This window comes from Paraburkholderia unamae (genome assembly GCF_003268775.1).
Taxonomy (GTDB): Bacteria; Pseudomonadota; Gammaproteobacteria; order Burkholderiales; family Burkholderiaceae; genus Paraburkholderia; species Paraburkholderia unamae.
In genome coordinates, this window is the sequence record NZ_QLSU01000014.1 from 217,762 (window position 1) to 234,759 (window position 16,998).

A 16,998-nucleotide genomic window follows, 5' to 3' on the forward strand; every position below is an offset into this window, starting at 1 on the left:
ACAACTGTTGCAATAAGTCCTGTCACTAAAACCTATCAGGAGACAGGCATGCACGAACCTTCCCCGGTTCGTCCGCCACGGGTCGGCATCATCGCCAACCCCGTATCGGCTCGCGACATCCGGCGCGTCGTCGCCAACGCCAACAGTCTGCAATTGTCCGACCGCGTGAACATCGTGCTTCGCGCGATGGCGGCGCTGGGCGCATGCGGCGTGACGCGGGTGCTGATGATGCCGGACCGTGAAGGCCTGAAGCCCATGCTGGAGCGGCACATGGCGCGCGAGCGCGCGGCAGCAGGCCATAGTCACGCATGGCCGCAACTGGATTGGCTCGCGATGCCGGCGACAGGTCGCGTGGACGATACTTTCCGCGCAGCGCGCATGATGCGCGAAGCCGGAGTCGCGGCCATCATCGTGCTGGGCGGCGACGGCACACACCGCGCCGTGGTGCGCGAGTGCGGACAGATCCCGATCGCCGGATTGTCCACCGGCACCAACAACGCCTATCCCGAGCTGCGCGAGGCCACACTGGCCGGACTCGCGGTCGGGCTCCATACCGTGGGCCGCATTCCGTCCGATGCCGCGCTGGCTTTCAACAAGCGGCTGGACGTGACGCTGAACGCGGCCAATGGGGCCGTACGTCACGACATCGCGCTTGTGGATGCCGTCATCGCCCACGAGCACTACATCGGCGCCAAAGCGTTATGGCGGACCGACTCGCTTGCTGCCGTCTATCTGGCCTTTGCCGAACCTGAGGCGATCGGGCTGTCGTCCATCGGCGGCATGCTGGCGCCAGTGGGCCGGCGCGAACACGGTGGACTGTACGTGGAATTGACTCCGCCCGGGCCGGATGATCTCGCGACCGGCGCCGCTGACGAGCCGCTCTTTCATCTCCATGCTCCGATCGCACCCGGTCTGCTGCGGCCCATACCGATACACGGCTGGCGCCGGATGGTCGACGGCGAGCCGATGCGCGTGCGTCAGCGCGCCGGGGTGGTGGCCCTGGATGGCGAGCGCGAGTTCACGTTTAGCCAGAAGGACTGCTTGACGATCACGCTGCGCGAACGGGCCTTTCGCTCGGTCGACGTGGCGCGTTGTCTGCACTATGCCGCAACGCAAGGTTTGCTTCGAGGAACGCCCGCAACAGCGCTCGCGGCTCAGGCGAACACCGCATACGAATCCACCGGGGCCGAGCCCCTCGCTTTTCCTTCACTGCCGTAAAACACAACCTTTCAAAGGAGACACGCATGACTGCGAAACCTGCTGCCCTGCCGCTGGGCCATGACGAACTGCTGGAGTGCTATCGCAGGATGCGCACCATCCGCGATTTCGAGGAACGCCTGCACGTCGATTTCTCGCGCGGCGACATCCCAGGCTTCGTGCACCTCTACGCCGGCGAGGAGGCAACCGGGGTCGGGATTCTGCATCATCTCCATGACGGCGATCGCATCGCCAGCACCCACCGCGGGCACGGCCACTGTATCGCCAAGGGCGTGGACGTGATCGGCATGATGAAAGAGATCTACGGCAAGACCGGTGGCTCCTGCAATGGCAAGGGCGGTTCCATGCATATCGCCGACCTCTCCAAAGGCATGATGGGCGCCAACGGCATTCTTGGCGCCGGCGCGCCGCTGATCTGCGGTGCCGCGCTCGCCGCCAGGTTTCGCGGTAAGGGCGAAGTGGGGATCACCTTCGCGGGCGACGGCGCCTCCAATCAGGGCACCTTCCTTGAAAGCCTGAATCTGGCGGCGGTATGGAATCTGCCCGTCATTTTCGTCATCGAGAACAACGGCTATGCCGAGGCCACTTCCCGCGACTACGCCACCGCGGTCGATAGCTACGTGGACCGCGCGGCCGGATTCGGCATCCCGGGCGTCACGGTGGACGGCACCGACTTTTTCGCTGTGCACGAGGCAGCGGGCGAAGTCATCCGCCGGGCGCGTGAAGGGGGCGGTCCCTCGCTGCTGGAATGCAAGATGGTGCGCTTCTACGGCCACTTCGAGGGCGATGCACAAACCTATCGCGCACCGGGCGAACTGGACGATATCCGCGCCAATCACGACTGCCTGAAGATTTTTTCGGCCCGGGTCATCGAGTCCGAATTGATCACACGCGCCGAACTGGATGCGATCGACCGCGACGTGGCCGCCCTTATCGAGCGCGCCGTGGAGGAAGCGAAGGAAGCTCCGCAGCCCAAGCCTGCCGATCTGCTCACTGACGTCTACGTGAAGTACTGAACAGCGAACCCGACGAATCAAAGGAAATACGTATCATGGCCCGCAAACTCAGCATGAAACTGGCGATCAACGAAGCGATCGACCAGGAAATGACCCGCGACCCGAGTGTGATCATGCTCGGCGAAGATATTGTCGGCGGCGCCGGCGCGGAAGGGGAAAAAGACGCATGGGGCGGGGTGCTCGGCGTCACCAAGGGACTCTATGCGAAGCACGGCGACCGCCTGCTCGACACGCCGCTGAGCGAAAGCGCCTATGTGGGCGCTGCGATCGGCGCGGCGGCTTGCGGCATGCGGCCCATCGCGGAACTGATGTTCATCGATTTCATGGGGGTGTGCTTCGACCAGATATTCAATCAGGCCGCCAAGTTCCGCTACATGTTCGGCGGCAAGGCCGAGACGCCCGTGGTCATCCGCTGCATGGTCGGCGCGGGCTTCCGCGCGGCCGCACAGCACTCGCAGATGCTCACGCCACTGTTCACGCATATCCCGGGGCTGAAGGTGGTATGTCCGAGCACGCCGTATGACACCAAGGGGTTGCTGATCCAGTCGATCCGCGACAACGATCCGGTGATTTTCTGCGAGCACAAGAACCTGTACGGGTTCGAAGGAGAGGTGCCGGAGAACTCGTACGCCATCCCGTTCGGCGAGGCGAACGTCGTGCGCGACGGGAAACATGTCTCGATCGTCACCTACGGGCTCATGGTGCACCGCGCGCTCGAGGCCGCCGCCCAGCTTGCCCGGGAAGGCATCGAGGCCGAAGTGATTGACTTGCGCACGTTGTCACCGCTCGACATGGACACGGTGCTCGAATCCGTGGAGAACACCGGCCACCTGGTCGTGGTGGACGAGGCCAGCCCGCGCTGCAACATCGCGACTGACATTTCGGCGCAGGTGGCGCAACAGATATTCAAGGCACTCAAGGGACCGATTGAAATGGTCGCCCCGCCGCATGTTCCGGTGCCTTTCTCGCCCACGCTTGAGGATCTCTACCTCCCTGGCAGCGCGCAGATTGCAGCGGCGGCCCGTCGTACCCTGGGCAAGGGAGGAAAGCACTGATGGCCGTCAACATCACCCCTATCGTCATGCCGAAGTGGGGCCTGGAAATGCGCGAAGGCACCGTGCAGGACTGGCTCGTGGCAGAGGGCGAGCGCATTCAGGTCGGCCAGGCATTGGTGGACGTGGACACCGACAAGATATCCAACGCCGTCGAGGCGACCGATGCCGGCCTGCTGCGCCGCATCGTCGCGCAGAGCGGCGAGACGCTGCCGGTCAAGGCGCTGCTCGGCGTGCTTGCCGAGACGGAGGTGAGCGATGCCGAGGTCGAAGCCTACATCGCCGCGTTCGAGGTGCCGGCCGCCGACAGTGACGATGCAGACGCCGGTCCGGCGTTCGACTACGCAGAGGTGGACGGCATTCGCGTGCGCTATGCGCGTCGCGGTCCGGAATCGGGTACGCCGGTGCTCTTCATCCATGGCTTTGGCGGCGACCTGAACAACTGGCTGTTCAACCTCGATGCGGTGGCGGAGAAGCACCCGGTGATCGCGCTGGACCTGCCGGCGCACGGGCAATCGACTGTCAAGCTGGCCGGTACCACGCTCAAGGCGCAGGCGGCTTTCGTCGGCCAGTTCATGGATGTGATCGGTGTGCCATCGGCGCACCTGGTCGGTCACTCGATGGGAGGTGGCGTTGCCGCGCAGATCGCAGTGGACGCGCCGGACAAGGCGGCCTCGCTGGCATTGATCGACAGCGCCGGCTTCGGCGACGAGGTCAACGCCGACTACACGGACGGCTTTGTGCGTGCCGATTCGCGCCGCGAACTCAAACCCGTGGCCGAGCTGCTGTTCGCCGACACGGCGCTGGTGAGTCGCCAACTGCTGGACGATCTGCTCAAGTACAAACGCCTGGACGGTGTGAGTGAAGCGCTCGCTGCGCTAGGCACACAACTGTTCGGTGGCGGCAGGCAGAGCGAACAACCCGGCCGTGCGCTGGGCAGCTTCGGCAAGCCGGTGCTGGTGATCTGGGGCAGCGACGATCAGGTCATTCCGGGCAGCCATGCCAAGGCCGCGCCGGCCGAAGCGAAGGTGGAACTGCTCGATGGTGCAGGCCATATGCCGCAGATGGAGAGGGCCAACGAAGTGAATGCACTGCTGCGTCAGCATTTGAACCCGTGAAGCAAGCGGGTCCGCCTTGGTGATGACCTTCTGAATACCGGGCTGATCGCCGCGCCTCACCGTGAGTCAGCCGATCTCCAGGACGCCTCGCCGCATTGCGCAGCAGGGGCGAGGGGATCTGGATCACCTCATTCGAAACAGATTAAGGAGTTTGAACCATGAAGGCAGCACGTTTTTATGATCGCGGAGATATCCGGATCGAAGACATACCCGAGCCCGTCGTGGAGCCGGGCACCGTCGGCATCGACGTGGCGTGGTGCGGCATCTGCGGCACGGATTTGCACGAATTCATGGAGGGGCCGATTTTTATTCCGCCCTGCGGCCATCCGCATCCGATCTCCAGGGAGTCCGCTCCCATCACCATGGGCCATGAATTTTCTGGCGTGGTGTATGCCGTGGGTGAGGGCGTGAACGATATCGAAGTCGGCCAGCATGTGGTGGTGGAGCCCTACATCGTGGCCGACGACGTCCCTACCGGGCCGGGCGACAAATATCACCTGTCCAGGAACATGAATTTTATCGGACTGGGTGGCCGTGGCGGCGGCCTGTCCGAAAAGATCGCGGTCAAACGCCGTTGGGTGCACCCGATCTCGAAGGCCATTCCACTGGATCAGGCTGCCCTGATCGAGCCCCTGTCGGTGGGTCACCATGCCTTCACCCGCAGCGGCGCCAAGGCCGGCGATGTGGCCCTGGTCGGCGGCGCCGGCCCCATCGGCCTGTTGCTGTCAGCGATTCTGAAAGCCAAGGGCCTGCGCGTCATCGTCACGGAGCTGAGCGCCGCGCGTAAGGAAAAAGCCCGGGAATCCGGCGTCGCCGATTACATCCTGGACCCGACCGCAGTGGATGTGGTCGCCGAAGTGATGAAAATCACCGGTGGCGAAGGGGTGGATGTGGCGTTTGAATGCTCCAGCGTGAACAAGGTGCTGGACACGCTGGTGGCCGCGACAAGATCGACCGGCGTGGTGGTGATCGTGTCCATCTGGAGCCATCCGGCCAGCGTCAATGTACACAGCGTGGTCATGAAGGAACTGGACGTGCGCGGGACGATCGCGTACTGCAATGATCATCAGGAAACCATCAAGCTGGTGGAGGAGGGGAAAATCAATCTGGAACCGTTCATCACCCAGCGCATTCAACTGGATGACCTGATTTCGCAGGGATTTGACACCCTGATTCACAACAATGAATCAGCCGTAAAAATCATCGTTCAGCCCAGAATGAAGTGAGCGTGGGCTCCTCCGCAAGAGGGGCACTCCGCCTGTCCAGGCCTCCGGCTGCCGCATCGCAGCCGGATGAGGCGAAGCCAGGACACCCATACCAAGGAGACATTCATGCAGCAAGCTTCTCTTCCTCTGGCCGGCAGATCGGCCGTCGTGACCGGTGGCGCGCGCGGCATCGGTCGTGGCATCGTGATGGCGCTGGCCGAGGCGGGCGCCGATATCCTCATCGCCGACCTGCTGGAGGACGACATGCGCGCCACGCAGGAGGCCGTGCGCAGTCTGGGCCGCAAGGCGCTGGTGCGGCGTGTGGACGTGACCGACGCTGCGCAGGTGCAAGCGATGGTCGATCAGGCCGTGACCGAACTGGGCGGCCTGGACGTGCTCGTCAACTGCGCGGGCGTCATCAGCATCCACCCGGTCGCGGATCTTGCCGAGAAAGACTGGGACTTCGTCATGGACGTCAACGCCAAAGGAACCTTCCTGGGCTGCAAGGCCGCATTGGGGCCGATGCGTGCACGACAGTCGGGGCGCATCATCAACGTGGCATCGATCGCCGGCAAGGAAGGTTTTCCGAACCTTGCGCACTACAGCGCCTCGAAGTTCGCAGTGGTGGGTTTCACCAACGCGCTGGCCAAGGAAGTGGCCCAGGAAGGCATCACGGTTAACGCCATTTGTCCCGGCATCGTGCGAACCTACATGTGGGACCGCCTCGCCGATGAGTGGAAGAATGAGGGTGAATCGGTAGAGGACTCCTGGGCCCGCCACCAGCTTTCACTGATTCCGCAGGGCCGTGCGCAAACACCGCAGGACATGGGGCGCCTGGCGCTGTTCTTTGCCACGATGGACAACGTCACCGGCCAGTCGGTCAACGTTGACGGCGGCTTCACCTTTCACTAGGCACGGGTGTCGCCCCGGTCGAGCGGGGTTGGCGTCACGTTCCTCACGCACACGCAAATGCCATTCGACATTATCGATCTTGATGTTGGCACCGCCGATCCGCTCGTCGCGGAGCAAGACCTGCTGTCGCTGGCGGTGTCGGGCCGGTGTGTCGCGCATCTTTGGCAGGCACCGCAGTCGCTGGTGGTGCCGCGCAGCTACCAGCGCTTCGCCGCGCTGGAGCGTGCACGCGCCGAGTTCGCGGCGCGAGGTTGTCCGGTCTTTCTGCGCATGTCTGGCGGTGGTCTGGTGCCGCAGGGACCGGGCATTCTCAATCTTAGTCTGGCCTACCCGCTGCGCGGCACGGTGGGCGGACTTTCCGAAGCCGTCTATCGACATCTGTGCACGATTCTGGGCGAAGCGCTCGCCGTGCTGGGGGTACGGACGCATTGGCAGACGGTGAACGGCTCGTTTTGCGATGGCCGCTTCAATCTGGCCTGGGGGCCACCCGGCGACGCACGCAAGATCGCCGGTACCGCGCAATACTGGCGCCGCATCGAGGCGGCGTCGCAAGCGTCGTCATCGCCGTTGCACGTGGTACTGGCGCATGCCGTGTTGCTGGTCAGCGCCGATCCAGAGGAAATCAATCAACGTGCCAATGCCTTTGAGGACGCCATCGGGAGTGGGAGACGCTATCTCCCCGAGCGTGTGGTCACGGTACAGCAGGCGCTTTCCGGCACGGGCGACACGCCGGCTGACCGGCTTGACGAGCGCGTCGTGACAGCACTTCGTGCCTGTGTGGCCGCAGCAACGCCTCCCGTGGCGATCGACGGTTGAACGCAGTCAATCAGGGTAGTACCGACAAGCGACGATAGTCGGGCACGCGATCCGCGCTTGCGGGCTTCGCGTCCGGCTCCCCGTGGCAATAAGCAAATGGAGACGAGATACATGGAACCGATCCAAACCGGTGCCAATACGGCACCAAGCGTCGCGACCGGAAGTGGGAGAGCCACACTCGGGCCGTTCGTATTTCCAATCGCGGTATTTCTGATCGTGCAGGTCGTCAGTCTCGGTGTGTGGCGTCTGTTCGTTGACCCCGTAAAGGCGGTCTGGCGGTACTATCCTCAACCGTTTGGTATGTACCTCTTCTGGGGCATCCTGGTTCTCGTCTTTATCGGCTTCAATTTCGGCATGGCCGGCTTCTCCACCTTGAAGCAGCCACTGCGAGGCTGTGTCGCCACTGGTTTGACGCTCCTGCTCGGATTCGCGATTCCCGCTGCCTTCGTGTATGGCTATGGACTGCTGGACCCCACATTTGCCGGGAGCACCGGACAGGGCGCAACCGGCCTTATTGTTCTGATTGGTTTCTACGGTTTCGGAATACTTGCCACGGGAATGGCCGGATGGCCCTGGACAGACAGTGGGCTAAGCCAGGCCAAGGCAGGCTTGGCGCAATTAATGAGTGGTGTGTGCCTGACAACGCTCGGCTATTTCCTTCTTGTCTATCCCAATCTCTCGTCTACCACCGCGTCACACAAAGTCTTGTTGAGCTTGCCTGTTACGATTGGCTGGTTCTATTCCGTTATCGTCGCATGGTTGACGACATTTCTCATTTTTGATAACTGGCCATGGAGTATGCTGAAGCGCAGAGGCCTTGTCGCGCTTGCAGCGTTTTTCGGCAATTTCTTGATGGGGACCGCAATCTATTTCGGCTTTATCGCGCTGATCAAAGCGTATCTTGTTCCCGATGAAGCGCTTTCGAAAATCGGCGAGGCACTCCCGATATGGGCTGCGCAACTCGGTGTATGGATCGTCTTCTGGTTGATATTCTGGGCGAATGTCATGGGCAATTTTCCCCAGAGATTCGGTTCCTTCTGGAATCGGACGACTCGATTTATCCTGTGCTGGGGACTCGGAATCGTCTCCTTTCAATTCTACACACGATGGTTTGCGGAGAGAATTCTGCATGAAGCACCGATTACCTCAAGCTTCAGTGGCGACCCGCTGACATGGGTGGATCTGCTGAATTTTGTCATGTTGATTTACATAGTTTACTTTGATTTTTTTGGCATTTCGAAAATAAGGAATGCGAATAATTAAGGTTGAAATTTTTCCAGAATTGTATGAGGGCATCTGCACGGATCTGCCACAGCAGCGCAAGAAGTATGTCTGAAGTTGCCTGCGTGCCTGGCAAGCCGGATCAGCCACCGCCTGGATCATCTTGAGTCGGTCAAGCTCTCGCCTCGTCACGGCGGAGCGGGACAGTACGTTCAACGACGTCACCGATCCGGATGATCGTCTTCTTTCAGATACCGTAGCAAGATCTGCACGGCGGGCGACGGTGTGCGCGATTTGCGCGTGACGATCCCGAGATTGGCCATTGAGAGTGGCAATGCCACGGGCAGTATCGTGACCATTCCGTATTTGGCGTAATGCTGCGCAACATCGTTCGGCACGACGGAAATCATGTCCGATGCTTCGATCATCGCGGTCGTGGCGAGGATCGAGGCTGTCTCAACAATGTCGAGATCGGCTGTCAGCCGGGCTTCCTGAAGCGCACCCTCGACCCGCCGGCGCATGGGACTGCCGAGGGGGTGGAGAATCCATGTCGCATTGACCAAAGTCGCCAGACGAAGCTTGTCGCAGCCAGCGAGCGGGTGATCCGGCCGCGCGATCACGCGCATCTGTTCGCCCTTCTCGAACGGCTCGATATTCAGGTCTTGCTCGTTGAACTGGTCGGGCAAACGGCCGAGCACGACGTCCAGATCCCCGCGTAGCAAGGCCGGCAGCAAGGTATCGCTCGTGCCCACCTCGATGCTTAGCCGCACGCGCTGATTCGCCTGCTTGAACGCCGCCAGCGCGCGCGTCAGGAGCGTGGGTACGGGGCCCATGACGGTGCCGACGCGCACGAGGCCCGCCGCCCCTTTTGCCAACTCGGCAATTTCCGCCTCAGCATGTTCGAAATCGTGCAACACGCTTTGCGCATATCGAATCATGACTTCGCCATAAGCGGTCGGCTCCATGCCTCGTGAAAGACGCTCGAACAACTTCACGCCCAGCCGCTCTTCCAGTTGTTGAAGCAACAGGCTGGCGGCAGGCTGGGTGGTGTGCATCGCGTCCGCCGCGCGGCGCATGTTGCGAAATTCGTTGAGCGCGTAGAGCAACGCGACGTGCCGGCTCGAGATGCGCAGGCTGGTATGGGGTTTCGATGCCTTGGGAGATTCGTCCGTTGACATCGCCTGCGTCGCGGGCTTGGGACTCATATCAAATTTGAAATCGATATATACAGAAACACAATTATACGGGTATCGCGCGGATTCGTAGAATCGCTCCATCGTTTCCTCGTCCGATCCACGATTTCGATATGACCACTCGCATCACTCATCTGACCGTACGCGATATCCGCTTCCCGACCTCCCGCTCACTCGACGGCTCCGACGCCATGAACAGTGCGCCCGACTACTCGGCCGCCTATGTGGTGTTGCATACCGACTCGGCGGCCGGTCTCGAAGGGCATGGCCTGACGTTCACCATCGGCCGGGGCAACGAGCTGTGTGTCGCCGCCGTGAATTCGTTGGCGCCGATGGTGGTTGGCCTGACGCTTGAAGAGATCGTCGCCGACATGGGCGCCTTCTGGCATCGGATTACCACCGGCGACAGCCAGCTGCGCTGGCTCGGCCCCGACAAAGGTGCGATCCACCTCGCCACGGCCGCGCTCGTCAACGGCGTGTGGGACCTGTGGGCGAAGGCGCAAGGCAAGCCGGTGTGGAAGCTGCTGGCCGACATGACGCCGGAAGAACTGGTGCGATGCCTCGACTTCTCGTATGTGACGGACGCATTGACCCCGGCGGAGGCAATCACGCTGCTGCGCCGCAAGGCGCCGACCAAGGCGCTGCGCGAGGCCGAGATGCTGGAGCACGGCTTCCCCGGCTACACCACGGCCGCCGGCTGGCTCGGCTATTCGGAAGAGAAGCTGCGTCGCCTTGCACGCGAAGCCGTCGATGCAGGCTGGACCCACTTCAAGCAGAAGGTCGGCGGCAATCTGGAAGACGATATCCGCCGCGCGACGATTCTGCGCGAAGAGATCGGTTGGGAGCGCACCCTGATGATGGATGCGAATCAGGTTTGGGGCGTCGATGAGTCGATCGAGAAGATGCGGCGCCTCGCCGAGTTCGATCCCTGGTGGATCGAGGAGCCGACGAGTCCGGACGACATCCTCGGTCACGCCGCCATTCGCCGCCGCATCGCGCCGATCGGCGTGGCCACTGGCGAGCACTGTCACAACCGCGTGATGTTCAAGCAGATGTTCCAGGCGGGCGCCCTCGACTTTTGCCAGTTGGACGCGGCGCGGCTCGGCGGCTTGAACGAAGTGCTGATCGTGCTGCTGATGGCGGCCAAGTATGGGATTCCCGTTTGTCCGCACGGTGGCGGGGTGGGGCTCTGTGAATACGTGCAGAACATCTGCCTGTTCGACTACATCGCGGTGTCCGGGTCGCTGGAAGGGCGCGTGCTGGAGTACGTGGACCACCTGCACGAACATTTTCTCGAACCCGTGGTGATCCGCCGCGGCCGCTACATGCCTCCCCGGCGCCCCGGCTACAGCATCGAGATGCATCCGCAGACGCTCGTCAACTACGAATATCCCAATGGCAGCGCCTGGTCGTAGTCCGGGGGCGATCCGCCAGATTCGGCGTTGACAGACTCAACGTTCGAGCATGGCCGGGCGGCATCAAGCGATGCCGCCCACGCGGGGAACCGCGTCATCCTAAAAAAAGAAAAGCACGGAAGAGACACATGAACCCATTTCCCGAACAGACCCTGTCCGCGCCGGTCGAGCGTGCAACTGAGCGCGCGCTGGACAAGCTGTTGTTCCGAAAGCTGATGCCGCTGCTGATCATTGTCTATGTGATCAGTTTCCTGGACCGGACCAACATCGCACTCGCCAAGGCGAGCATTGCCGTCGACCTGGGCATTTCCTCGGCTGCCTATGGTCTCGGCGCGGGCTTGTTCTTCCTGACCTACGCTGCGCTCGAGGTGCCGAGCAACCTCATCATGTACAAATGCGGCGCCAAGTTCTGGATCGCCCGCATCATGGTCACCTGGGGGTTGCTGTCGGCCGGCATGGCGTTCGTCCAGGGCGAAACGTCGTTCTACGTCATGCGCTTGCTGCTTGGCGCGGCCGAGGCCGGCCTGTTTCCCGGCGTGATGCTGTACCTGACGTACTGGTTCGACCGCAAGCAGCGGGTGCGCGCCACGGGGTATTTTCTGCTCGGCGTGTGTGTCGCCAATATTCTCAGTGGACCGCTGGGTGGCGCGCTGCTGCAAATGCAGGGCGTGCTGGGCATGCATGGCTGGCAATGGCTGTTCATCTGTGAGGGCCTGCCCGCGGCCGCGTTGGCGATCGTTGTGTGGAAGCATCTGCCGAACGGCCCTGCGTCGGCTTCGTGGCTGACGAGCGACGAAGTCCGGGAAATCGAGCGTCGGCTGGCCGCCGACCAGCGCGAGGAAGAAGCCGCCGGCGTCAACAATCACCGGCTGCGTCAGATGCTTGCCGATCGCCAGATCTGGCTTGCCATCGCCGTTTATTTCTGTCACCAGATCAGCATCTACACGCTGATCTTCTTCCTGCCGAGCGTGATTGGCACCTATGGCAAGCTTTCGCCGCTCCAGGTCGGCACCCTTAATTCCGTGCCCTGGATCGCCGCGGCCATCGGCGCCGCAACCTTGCCACGGCTCGCGACGACGGCGGCGCGCTGCCGTCGGCTGCTCGTTGCCGGATTGCTCATCATGGCCGCTGGCCTCGTGATCGGCACGTCGTCCAATCCGGTCTTTGGCATGGCGGGCTTCTCGCTGACCGCACTCATGATCTTCGTGGTCCAGTCGACGCTGTTTCTGTTCCCGTCGTCACGCCTGAAGGGCCAGGCACTGGCTGGCGGCCTCGCGTTCGTCACCACCTGTGGGTTGTTCGGCGGATTCTTCGGACCGTCGCTCATGGGCATGGTCGAACAGGCGACCGGGTCGATTCAAAACGGGCTGTGGATGATTGCCGCCTTGCTCGTTGCCGCCGCCCTGGCTGGCACGGCGCTGCGCCAGGGCCAGGAGGGCCGTGGCTGAGGCAGCGCTTTTCCGTACACCGTTGATTCGAGAGTGGATATGTCATCTATCGAAGTATCGGCACAGTCCCCTACGCAAGGGGTGACGCCAACGATCCGGCTCAGCGACGTCGACGACGTCGTCATCGCCAGAACCCAATTGATGTCCGGCACGGTGATCGAAGCCGAAAACTTGACCGTCGCCGGTTTGATTCCACCGGGTCACAAGGTCGCGGTACGCGATATCGCCGCGGGCAGTCCGGTGCGCCGCTACGGCCAGGTCATCGGATTCGCCTCGCAAGCGATCCGGCGCGGGCAACATGTGCATGTGCACAACCTGGCCATGGGGGACTTCCACAAGGACTATGCCTTTGCCAGTGCGCGGCGCGAACTGCCGCCTTGCCAGGCAAGCTTCGATGGCATTGTCCGCGCCGACGGGCGGGTGGCCACGCGCAACTACATTGGCATCCTCACCACGGTCAATTGCTCGGCTACGGTCGCGCGGGCGGTGGCGGACCATTTTCGCCGTGATATCAATCCCGCCGCGCTGGCCGGATTCCCCCAGGTCGACGGCGTGGTGGCGCTTACCCACGGCGCGGGCTGCGCGGTCGATCCCAGGGGCGAGTCCCTGGCCGTCCTGCGCAGGACGCTGGCGGGTTACGCCTTGCACGCCAACTTCGCGGCCGTGCTGGTGATCGGCCTGGGCTGCGAAACCAATCAGATCGACGAATGGATGAGCCACGAGGGCCTGGCTGCCGGCAGCGCCCTCCAGGTATTCACCATCCAGGCCCAGGGCGGCACGCTGAAGTCGATCGCCGCGGGAGTCGAACGCGTCAAGGCATTACTGCCGGCGGCCAATGCAGTGACCCGCCAGCCGGTGTCGGCACGGCACCTTGTTGTCGGCCTGCAATGCGGCGGCTCGGATGGCTATTCCGGGATCACCGCCAACCCGGCGTTGGGCAACGCGGTCGATCGCCTGGTCGCGGCGGGCGGCACGGCGATTCTCTCGGAAACCCCGGAGATCTATGGCGCCGAGCACTTGCTGACTCGCCGGGCGCTCAATCGCGAAGTCGGTGAACAACTGGTGGCCCGTGTCCGTTGGTGGGAGACGTACTGCGATCGTATGGATGCCGAACTGAACAACAATCCGTCTGCCGGCAACAAGGCCGGCGGCCTGACCACCATCCTCGAAAAGTCTCTCGGCGCCGTGGCCAAGGCGGGTTCCTCGACCCTGACGGCCGTCTACCAGTACGCGCAGCGGGTCACCGCGCAAGGGCTCGTGTTCATGGACACCCCCGGTTATGACCCGGTGTCGGCTACCGGCCAGGTGGCGGGCGGCGCCAACCTGATCGCCTTCACCACCGGCCGCGGCTCCGCCTACGGCTGCGCGCCCGCGCCGTCGCTGAAGCTGGCCACCAACCAGCGGGTGTTCGAACAGCAGGGCGACGACATGGACATCAACTGCGGCGGCATCGCCGACGGCAGCACCAGCATCGAGGAGCGCGGTGCCCATATTTTCGATCGCATGCTTGCGACTGCCTCGGGCGAGCGCAGCAAGAGCGAGTTGCACGGCTATGGGCAAAACGAATTCGTGCCCTGGCAGTTCGGCGCCGTGATGTGACGCCCACCCCAGACCCAGATGTGAACACCACTATGAATCAATCCGGTTGCAACCGCATGCGCGACGGTCTGCGCAGCCACGAGGAGATCCGTGCATGAACGCGCACGCCCAGTTCCGAATCGACGTGAAGCGCCTGATGACGCTCGCCGGGCAGTTGTTCCTGAGCGCGGGCGCCGATGCCCCGGTGGCCGAGTCGGTGGCCCGGGTGCTGGTGGAAGGCGAATTGCTGGGACACCGCACTCACGGCGTCAATCTGGTTGGCCGTTACCTCGACCAGTTGCAGCAGGGTCAGGCGCTGGGCCGTTCCAGCGATTTTGAAGTGCTGCGCGAGGGCGGCGTGGCCGGTTTGTTCGACGGCCATTACGTGCTCGGTCCGTACTGCGTCGAGCGCGCCCTGGCTTTCGCCAGCGCCGCCGCCCGCCAGCACGGCGTGGGCGTTGGCACGGTGCGGCGCAGCGCGCATATCGGCTGCCTCGCGGCCTACCTCAAGCCGCTCACTGACCAGGGCCTGTTGGCGCTCGTGCTCTCGTCCGATCCGTCGGCGGCGTTGGTCAGTGCCGCGGGCGGCTGTACTCCCGTGCTCACCCCCAATCCCATCGCGGCAGGCATTCCTGGACGCGAGGCGCCGATCCTGCTGGACGTGAGCATGTCGAGCGTCACGCTGGGGCTGGTGAATCAATACCGGCTGGCGGGCAGGAAGCTGCCTCATCCGGTGCTGGTCAGCGGGACGGGGCAGGTGAGCGACGATCCGGGCGTCATGCAGGAAGACCCCCGGGGCGCGATTCTGCCTTTGGGCGGCGTGGCCTTCGGCCACAAGGGTTTTGCCCTCGGTCTGCTGGTCGAGGCCCTGACTGGCGCGCTGGCCGGCCACGGTCGCAAGGATCGTCCGGAGCAATGGGGCGCCGGGGTCACGGTGCTGGTCCTCGACCCCGATCACTTCGCGGGCATCGAGGCCTTCATCGAGGAGATGGCGGTCATCGCCGATGCGGTCCTGGCCAGCCGTCCCCTCGACCCCAAACGGCCGGTGCGGCTGCCCGGCCAGGCCGGACTGGGCCTGCGCCGCGCGGCGCTGGAAGAGGGGGTGGCGCTGGCGCCGGAGGTGCACGCGGATCTCGCGCGCCGGGCTCGCGACGCCGGTCTTGAAGCGCTATGAAGTGCAGGAGGCCGTGGTCCGCGCCGACAGGTGCTGGCGACCGAATACGAGGCGCCGGGCTGGCACGGGACGGCCACGACTTGCTCCGGCACCTTCCATAACAACGACATTGAGACAATGAGTATGAAAGCACTGAAGAAGTACCAGACCATCACCGTGGTCTTCTTGCTGCTCATCGGCATCATCAACTACCTCGACCGTAGCGCACTGTCGATCGCCAACACCTCGATCCAGAAGGGCATGCACATCAGCCCCGCGCAGATGGGCATCCTGCTCTCTGCGTTCTCTCTGGCCTATGCGTTCGCGCAGTTGCCGCTGGGCATGGTCATCGACAGGCTGGGCAGCAAGGTCGCCCTGGGCGCCTCGCTGCTGATCTGGTCCGTGGCTCAGGCGGCCACGGGTCTTGCCAACGGCTTCGCCAGCTTCATGGGCCTGCGCGTCGTCCTGGGGCTGGGCGAAGCGCCGATGTTTCCCTCCGCGGCCAAGTCGCTGTCGGAATGGTTCGATGCCAGGGAGCGCGGCACGCCCACTGGCATCGTCTGGTCTTCGACTTGCCTCGGGCCTTGTCTGGCGCCGCCTTTGCTGACCTTGTTCATGGTGCATTTCGGCTGGCGCGGGATGTTCGTCATCACCGGGGCCATGGGCCTCCTGATCGCGCTGTGCTGGTTCGCTTTCTACAAGAGCCACGCACAATACCTCGCCATGCAGCCGAAGGCCGAGGCGCGGATGGTCGAGGCGCCGCCGCCAGTGGTCCCGGTTCGCGGCGGCTTTTTCGCTGGATGGCTTGATCTGTTCCGCCACCGTAGCACCTGGGGCGCCATGCTGGGGTTCATGGGCGTGATCTATATGCTCTGGCTGCACCTGACCTGGCTGCCCGGTTACTTTGAGCGCGAGCACGGTCTGAGCCTGTACAAGACCGCGTGGGTGGTGTCGCTCGCCTATGTGTTCGGGGCGCTGGGAACCTTGCTTGCCGGGCGCATCTGCGACTGGCTGGTCAAGCGCGGCATGGGCGTGCTCGCCAGCCGCAAGTGCACGGTGATTGCCGGCCTGCTGATGGCGGCCCTGGTGACCTTGCCGCTGACCGTCATCACTGACCTGACCAGTTGCGTGGTGCTGTTGTGCCTCGCGCTTTTCAGTATCAACCTGGCCAGCGCGACTGCGTGGATGATCGTCAACACCATCGTCGATAGCAGCCGGGTTGCGTCGTTCGGCTCGATCCAGAATTTCGGCGGCTACATCGCCGGCTCCGTGGCGCCGATCGTCACCGGCTTCAGCATTCAATACTCGGGCTCGTTCTCGAGTGCGTTCCTGATCAGCGCGGTCGTGGCGACGCTGTCCGCGCTGGCCTACTTCGTCCTCCTCAGGAGCTCGATCGAAACACCTGTACCGGCTCTGGCCGTTGAGGGTTGAGGCCCGCGCGGGTGACGCGGACCGGGAATTGGGATATCGATGCACGTTTTGTCCGGGTGAACGTCGTCTCTGTCCATTGAGGGGAACGCGGCTCAGGCTCTAAATTGGCGGCATTAAACCCACCGGGCGCTTGCGAGAAGCATGGTCACCTCGCGCGCCGACCCGCCCGAACATGCACCCAGCGCAGCACGATGTCCGGGCGGCCATCGAGGAGACACCGCC

General features: G+C 63.2%; 14 protein-coding genes. 13 read left to right on the forward strand and 1 reads right to left on the reverse strand.

Annotated elements, in window-relative coordinates; genetic code table 11:
- Positions 1–48 precede the first annotated feature (48 nt).
- The 8 genes from C7401_RS23585 to C7401_RS23620 all read left to right on the forward strand — a co-directional run bounded on the left by C7401_RS23585 (position 49) and on the right by C7401_RS23620 (position 8,600).
- The gene (locus C7401_RS23585) at positions 49–1,218 is read left to right on the forward strand and encodes an ATP-NAD kinase family protein (RefSeq protein ID WP_112173811.1); all 1,170 of its coding nucleotides are present in this window, start codon (positions 49–51) and stop codon (positions 1,216–1,218) included.
- 26 nt (positions 1,219–1,244) lie between these two features.
- Complete coding sequence (locus tag C7401_RS23590) at positions 1,245–2,234, forward strand: thiamine pyrophosphate-dependent dehydrogenase E1 component subunit alpha (protein ID WP_112173812.1); 990 nt, start codon at positions 1,245–1,247, stop codon at positions 2,232–2,234.
- Between the two features lie 35 nt (positions 2,235–2,269).
- Positions 2,270–3,289, forward strand: coding sequence for an alpha-ketoacid dehydrogenase subunit beta (locus C7401_RS23595; RefSeq protein ID WP_112173813.1), 1,020 nt, complete (start codon positions 2,270–2,272; stop codon positions 3,287–3,289).
- Positions 3,289–4,404, forward strand: a complete 1,116-nt coding sequence (locus C7401_RS23600; protein WP_112173814.1) for an acetoin dehydrogenase dihydrolipoyllysine-residue acetyltransferase subunit — start codon at positions 3,289–3,291, stop codon at positions 4,402–4,404. The genes C7401_RS23595 and C7401_RS23600 overlap by 1 nt, the downstream gene beginning before the upstream one ends.
- Before the next feature lie 158 nt (positions 4,405–4,562).
- Positions 4,563–5,630, forward strand: coding sequence for a 2,3-butanediol dehydrogenase (locus C7401_RS23605; protein ID WP_112173815.1), 1,068 nt, complete (start codon positions 4,563–4,565; stop codon positions 5,628–5,630).
- A gap of 105 nt (positions 5,631–5,735) precedes the next feature.
- A complete protein-coding gene (locus tag C7401_RS23610) occupies positions 5,736–6,521 on the forward strand; it encodes an SDR family NAD(P)-dependent oxidoreductase (RefSeq protein ID WP_112173816.1) in 786 nt (261 codons plus the stop codon).
- 57 nt (positions 6,522–6,578) lie between these two features.
- A complete protein-coding gene (locus C7401_RS23615; protein WP_112173817.1) occupies positions 6,579–7,337 on the forward strand; it encodes a lipoate--protein ligase family protein in 759 nt (252 codons plus the stop codon).
- Between the two features lie 111 nt (positions 7,338–7,448).
- Positions 7,449–8,600: a hypothetical protein gene (locus C7401_RS23620; RefSeq protein WP_258397199.1), complete on the forward strand. Its 1,152-nt coding sequence runs from the start codon at positions 7,449–7,451 to the stop codon at positions 8,598–8,600.
- A 179-nt stretch (positions 8,601–8,779) separates the two neighbouring features.
- Here C7401_RS23620 and C7401_RS23625 read toward each other — a convergent pair whose 3' ends face one another.
- Complete coding sequence (locus tag C7401_RS23625; protein ID WP_181565666.1) at positions 8,780–9,835, reverse strand: LysR family transcriptional regulator; 1,056 nt, start codon at positions 9,833–9,835, stop codon at positions 8,780–8,782.
- Between the two features lie 29 nt (positions 9,836–9,864).
- On the opposite strand from C7401_RS23625, the gene C7401_RS23630 reads away from it, so the two are divergent.
- The 5 genes from C7401_RS23630 to C7401_RS23650 all read left to right on the forward strand — a co-directional run bounded on the left by C7401_RS23630 (position 9,865) and on the right by C7401_RS23650 (position 16,776).
- On the forward strand, positions 9,865–11,166 hold the full coding sequence (locus C7401_RS23630; RefSeq protein ID WP_112173818.1) for an L-fuconate dehydratase: 1,302 nt from the start codon (positions 9,865–9,867) through the stop codon (positions 11,164–11,166).
- 128 nt (positions 11,167–11,294) lie between these two features.
- Positions 11,295–12,614, forward strand: coding sequence for an MFS transporter (locus tag C7401_RS23635; protein WP_112173819.1), 1,320 nt, complete (start codon positions 11,295–11,297; stop codon positions 12,612–12,614).
- 39 nt (positions 12,615–12,653) lie between these two features.
- The gene (locus C7401_RS23640; RefSeq protein ID WP_112173820.1) at positions 12,654–14,213 is read left to right on the forward strand and encodes a UxaA family hydrolase; all 1,560 of its coding nucleotides are present in this window, start codon (positions 12,654–12,656) and stop codon (positions 14,211–14,213) included.
- A gap of 94 nt (positions 14,214–14,307) precedes the next feature.
- Positions 14,308–15,366 carry an Ldh family oxidoreductase gene (locus C7401_RS23645; RefSeq protein ID WP_112173821.1) on the forward strand — a complete coding sequence of 353 codons (1,059 nt, stop codon included), beginning with the start codon at positions 14,308–14,310 and terminating at the stop codon, positions 15,364–15,366.
- A gap of 123 nt (positions 15,367–15,489) precedes the next feature.
- Positions 15,490–16,776: an MFS transporter gene (locus tag C7401_RS23650; protein ID WP_112173822.1), complete on the forward strand. Its 1,287-nt coding sequence runs from the start codon at positions 15,490–15,492 to the stop codon at positions 16,774–16,776.
- Positions 16,777–16,998 lie beyond the last annotated feature (222 nt).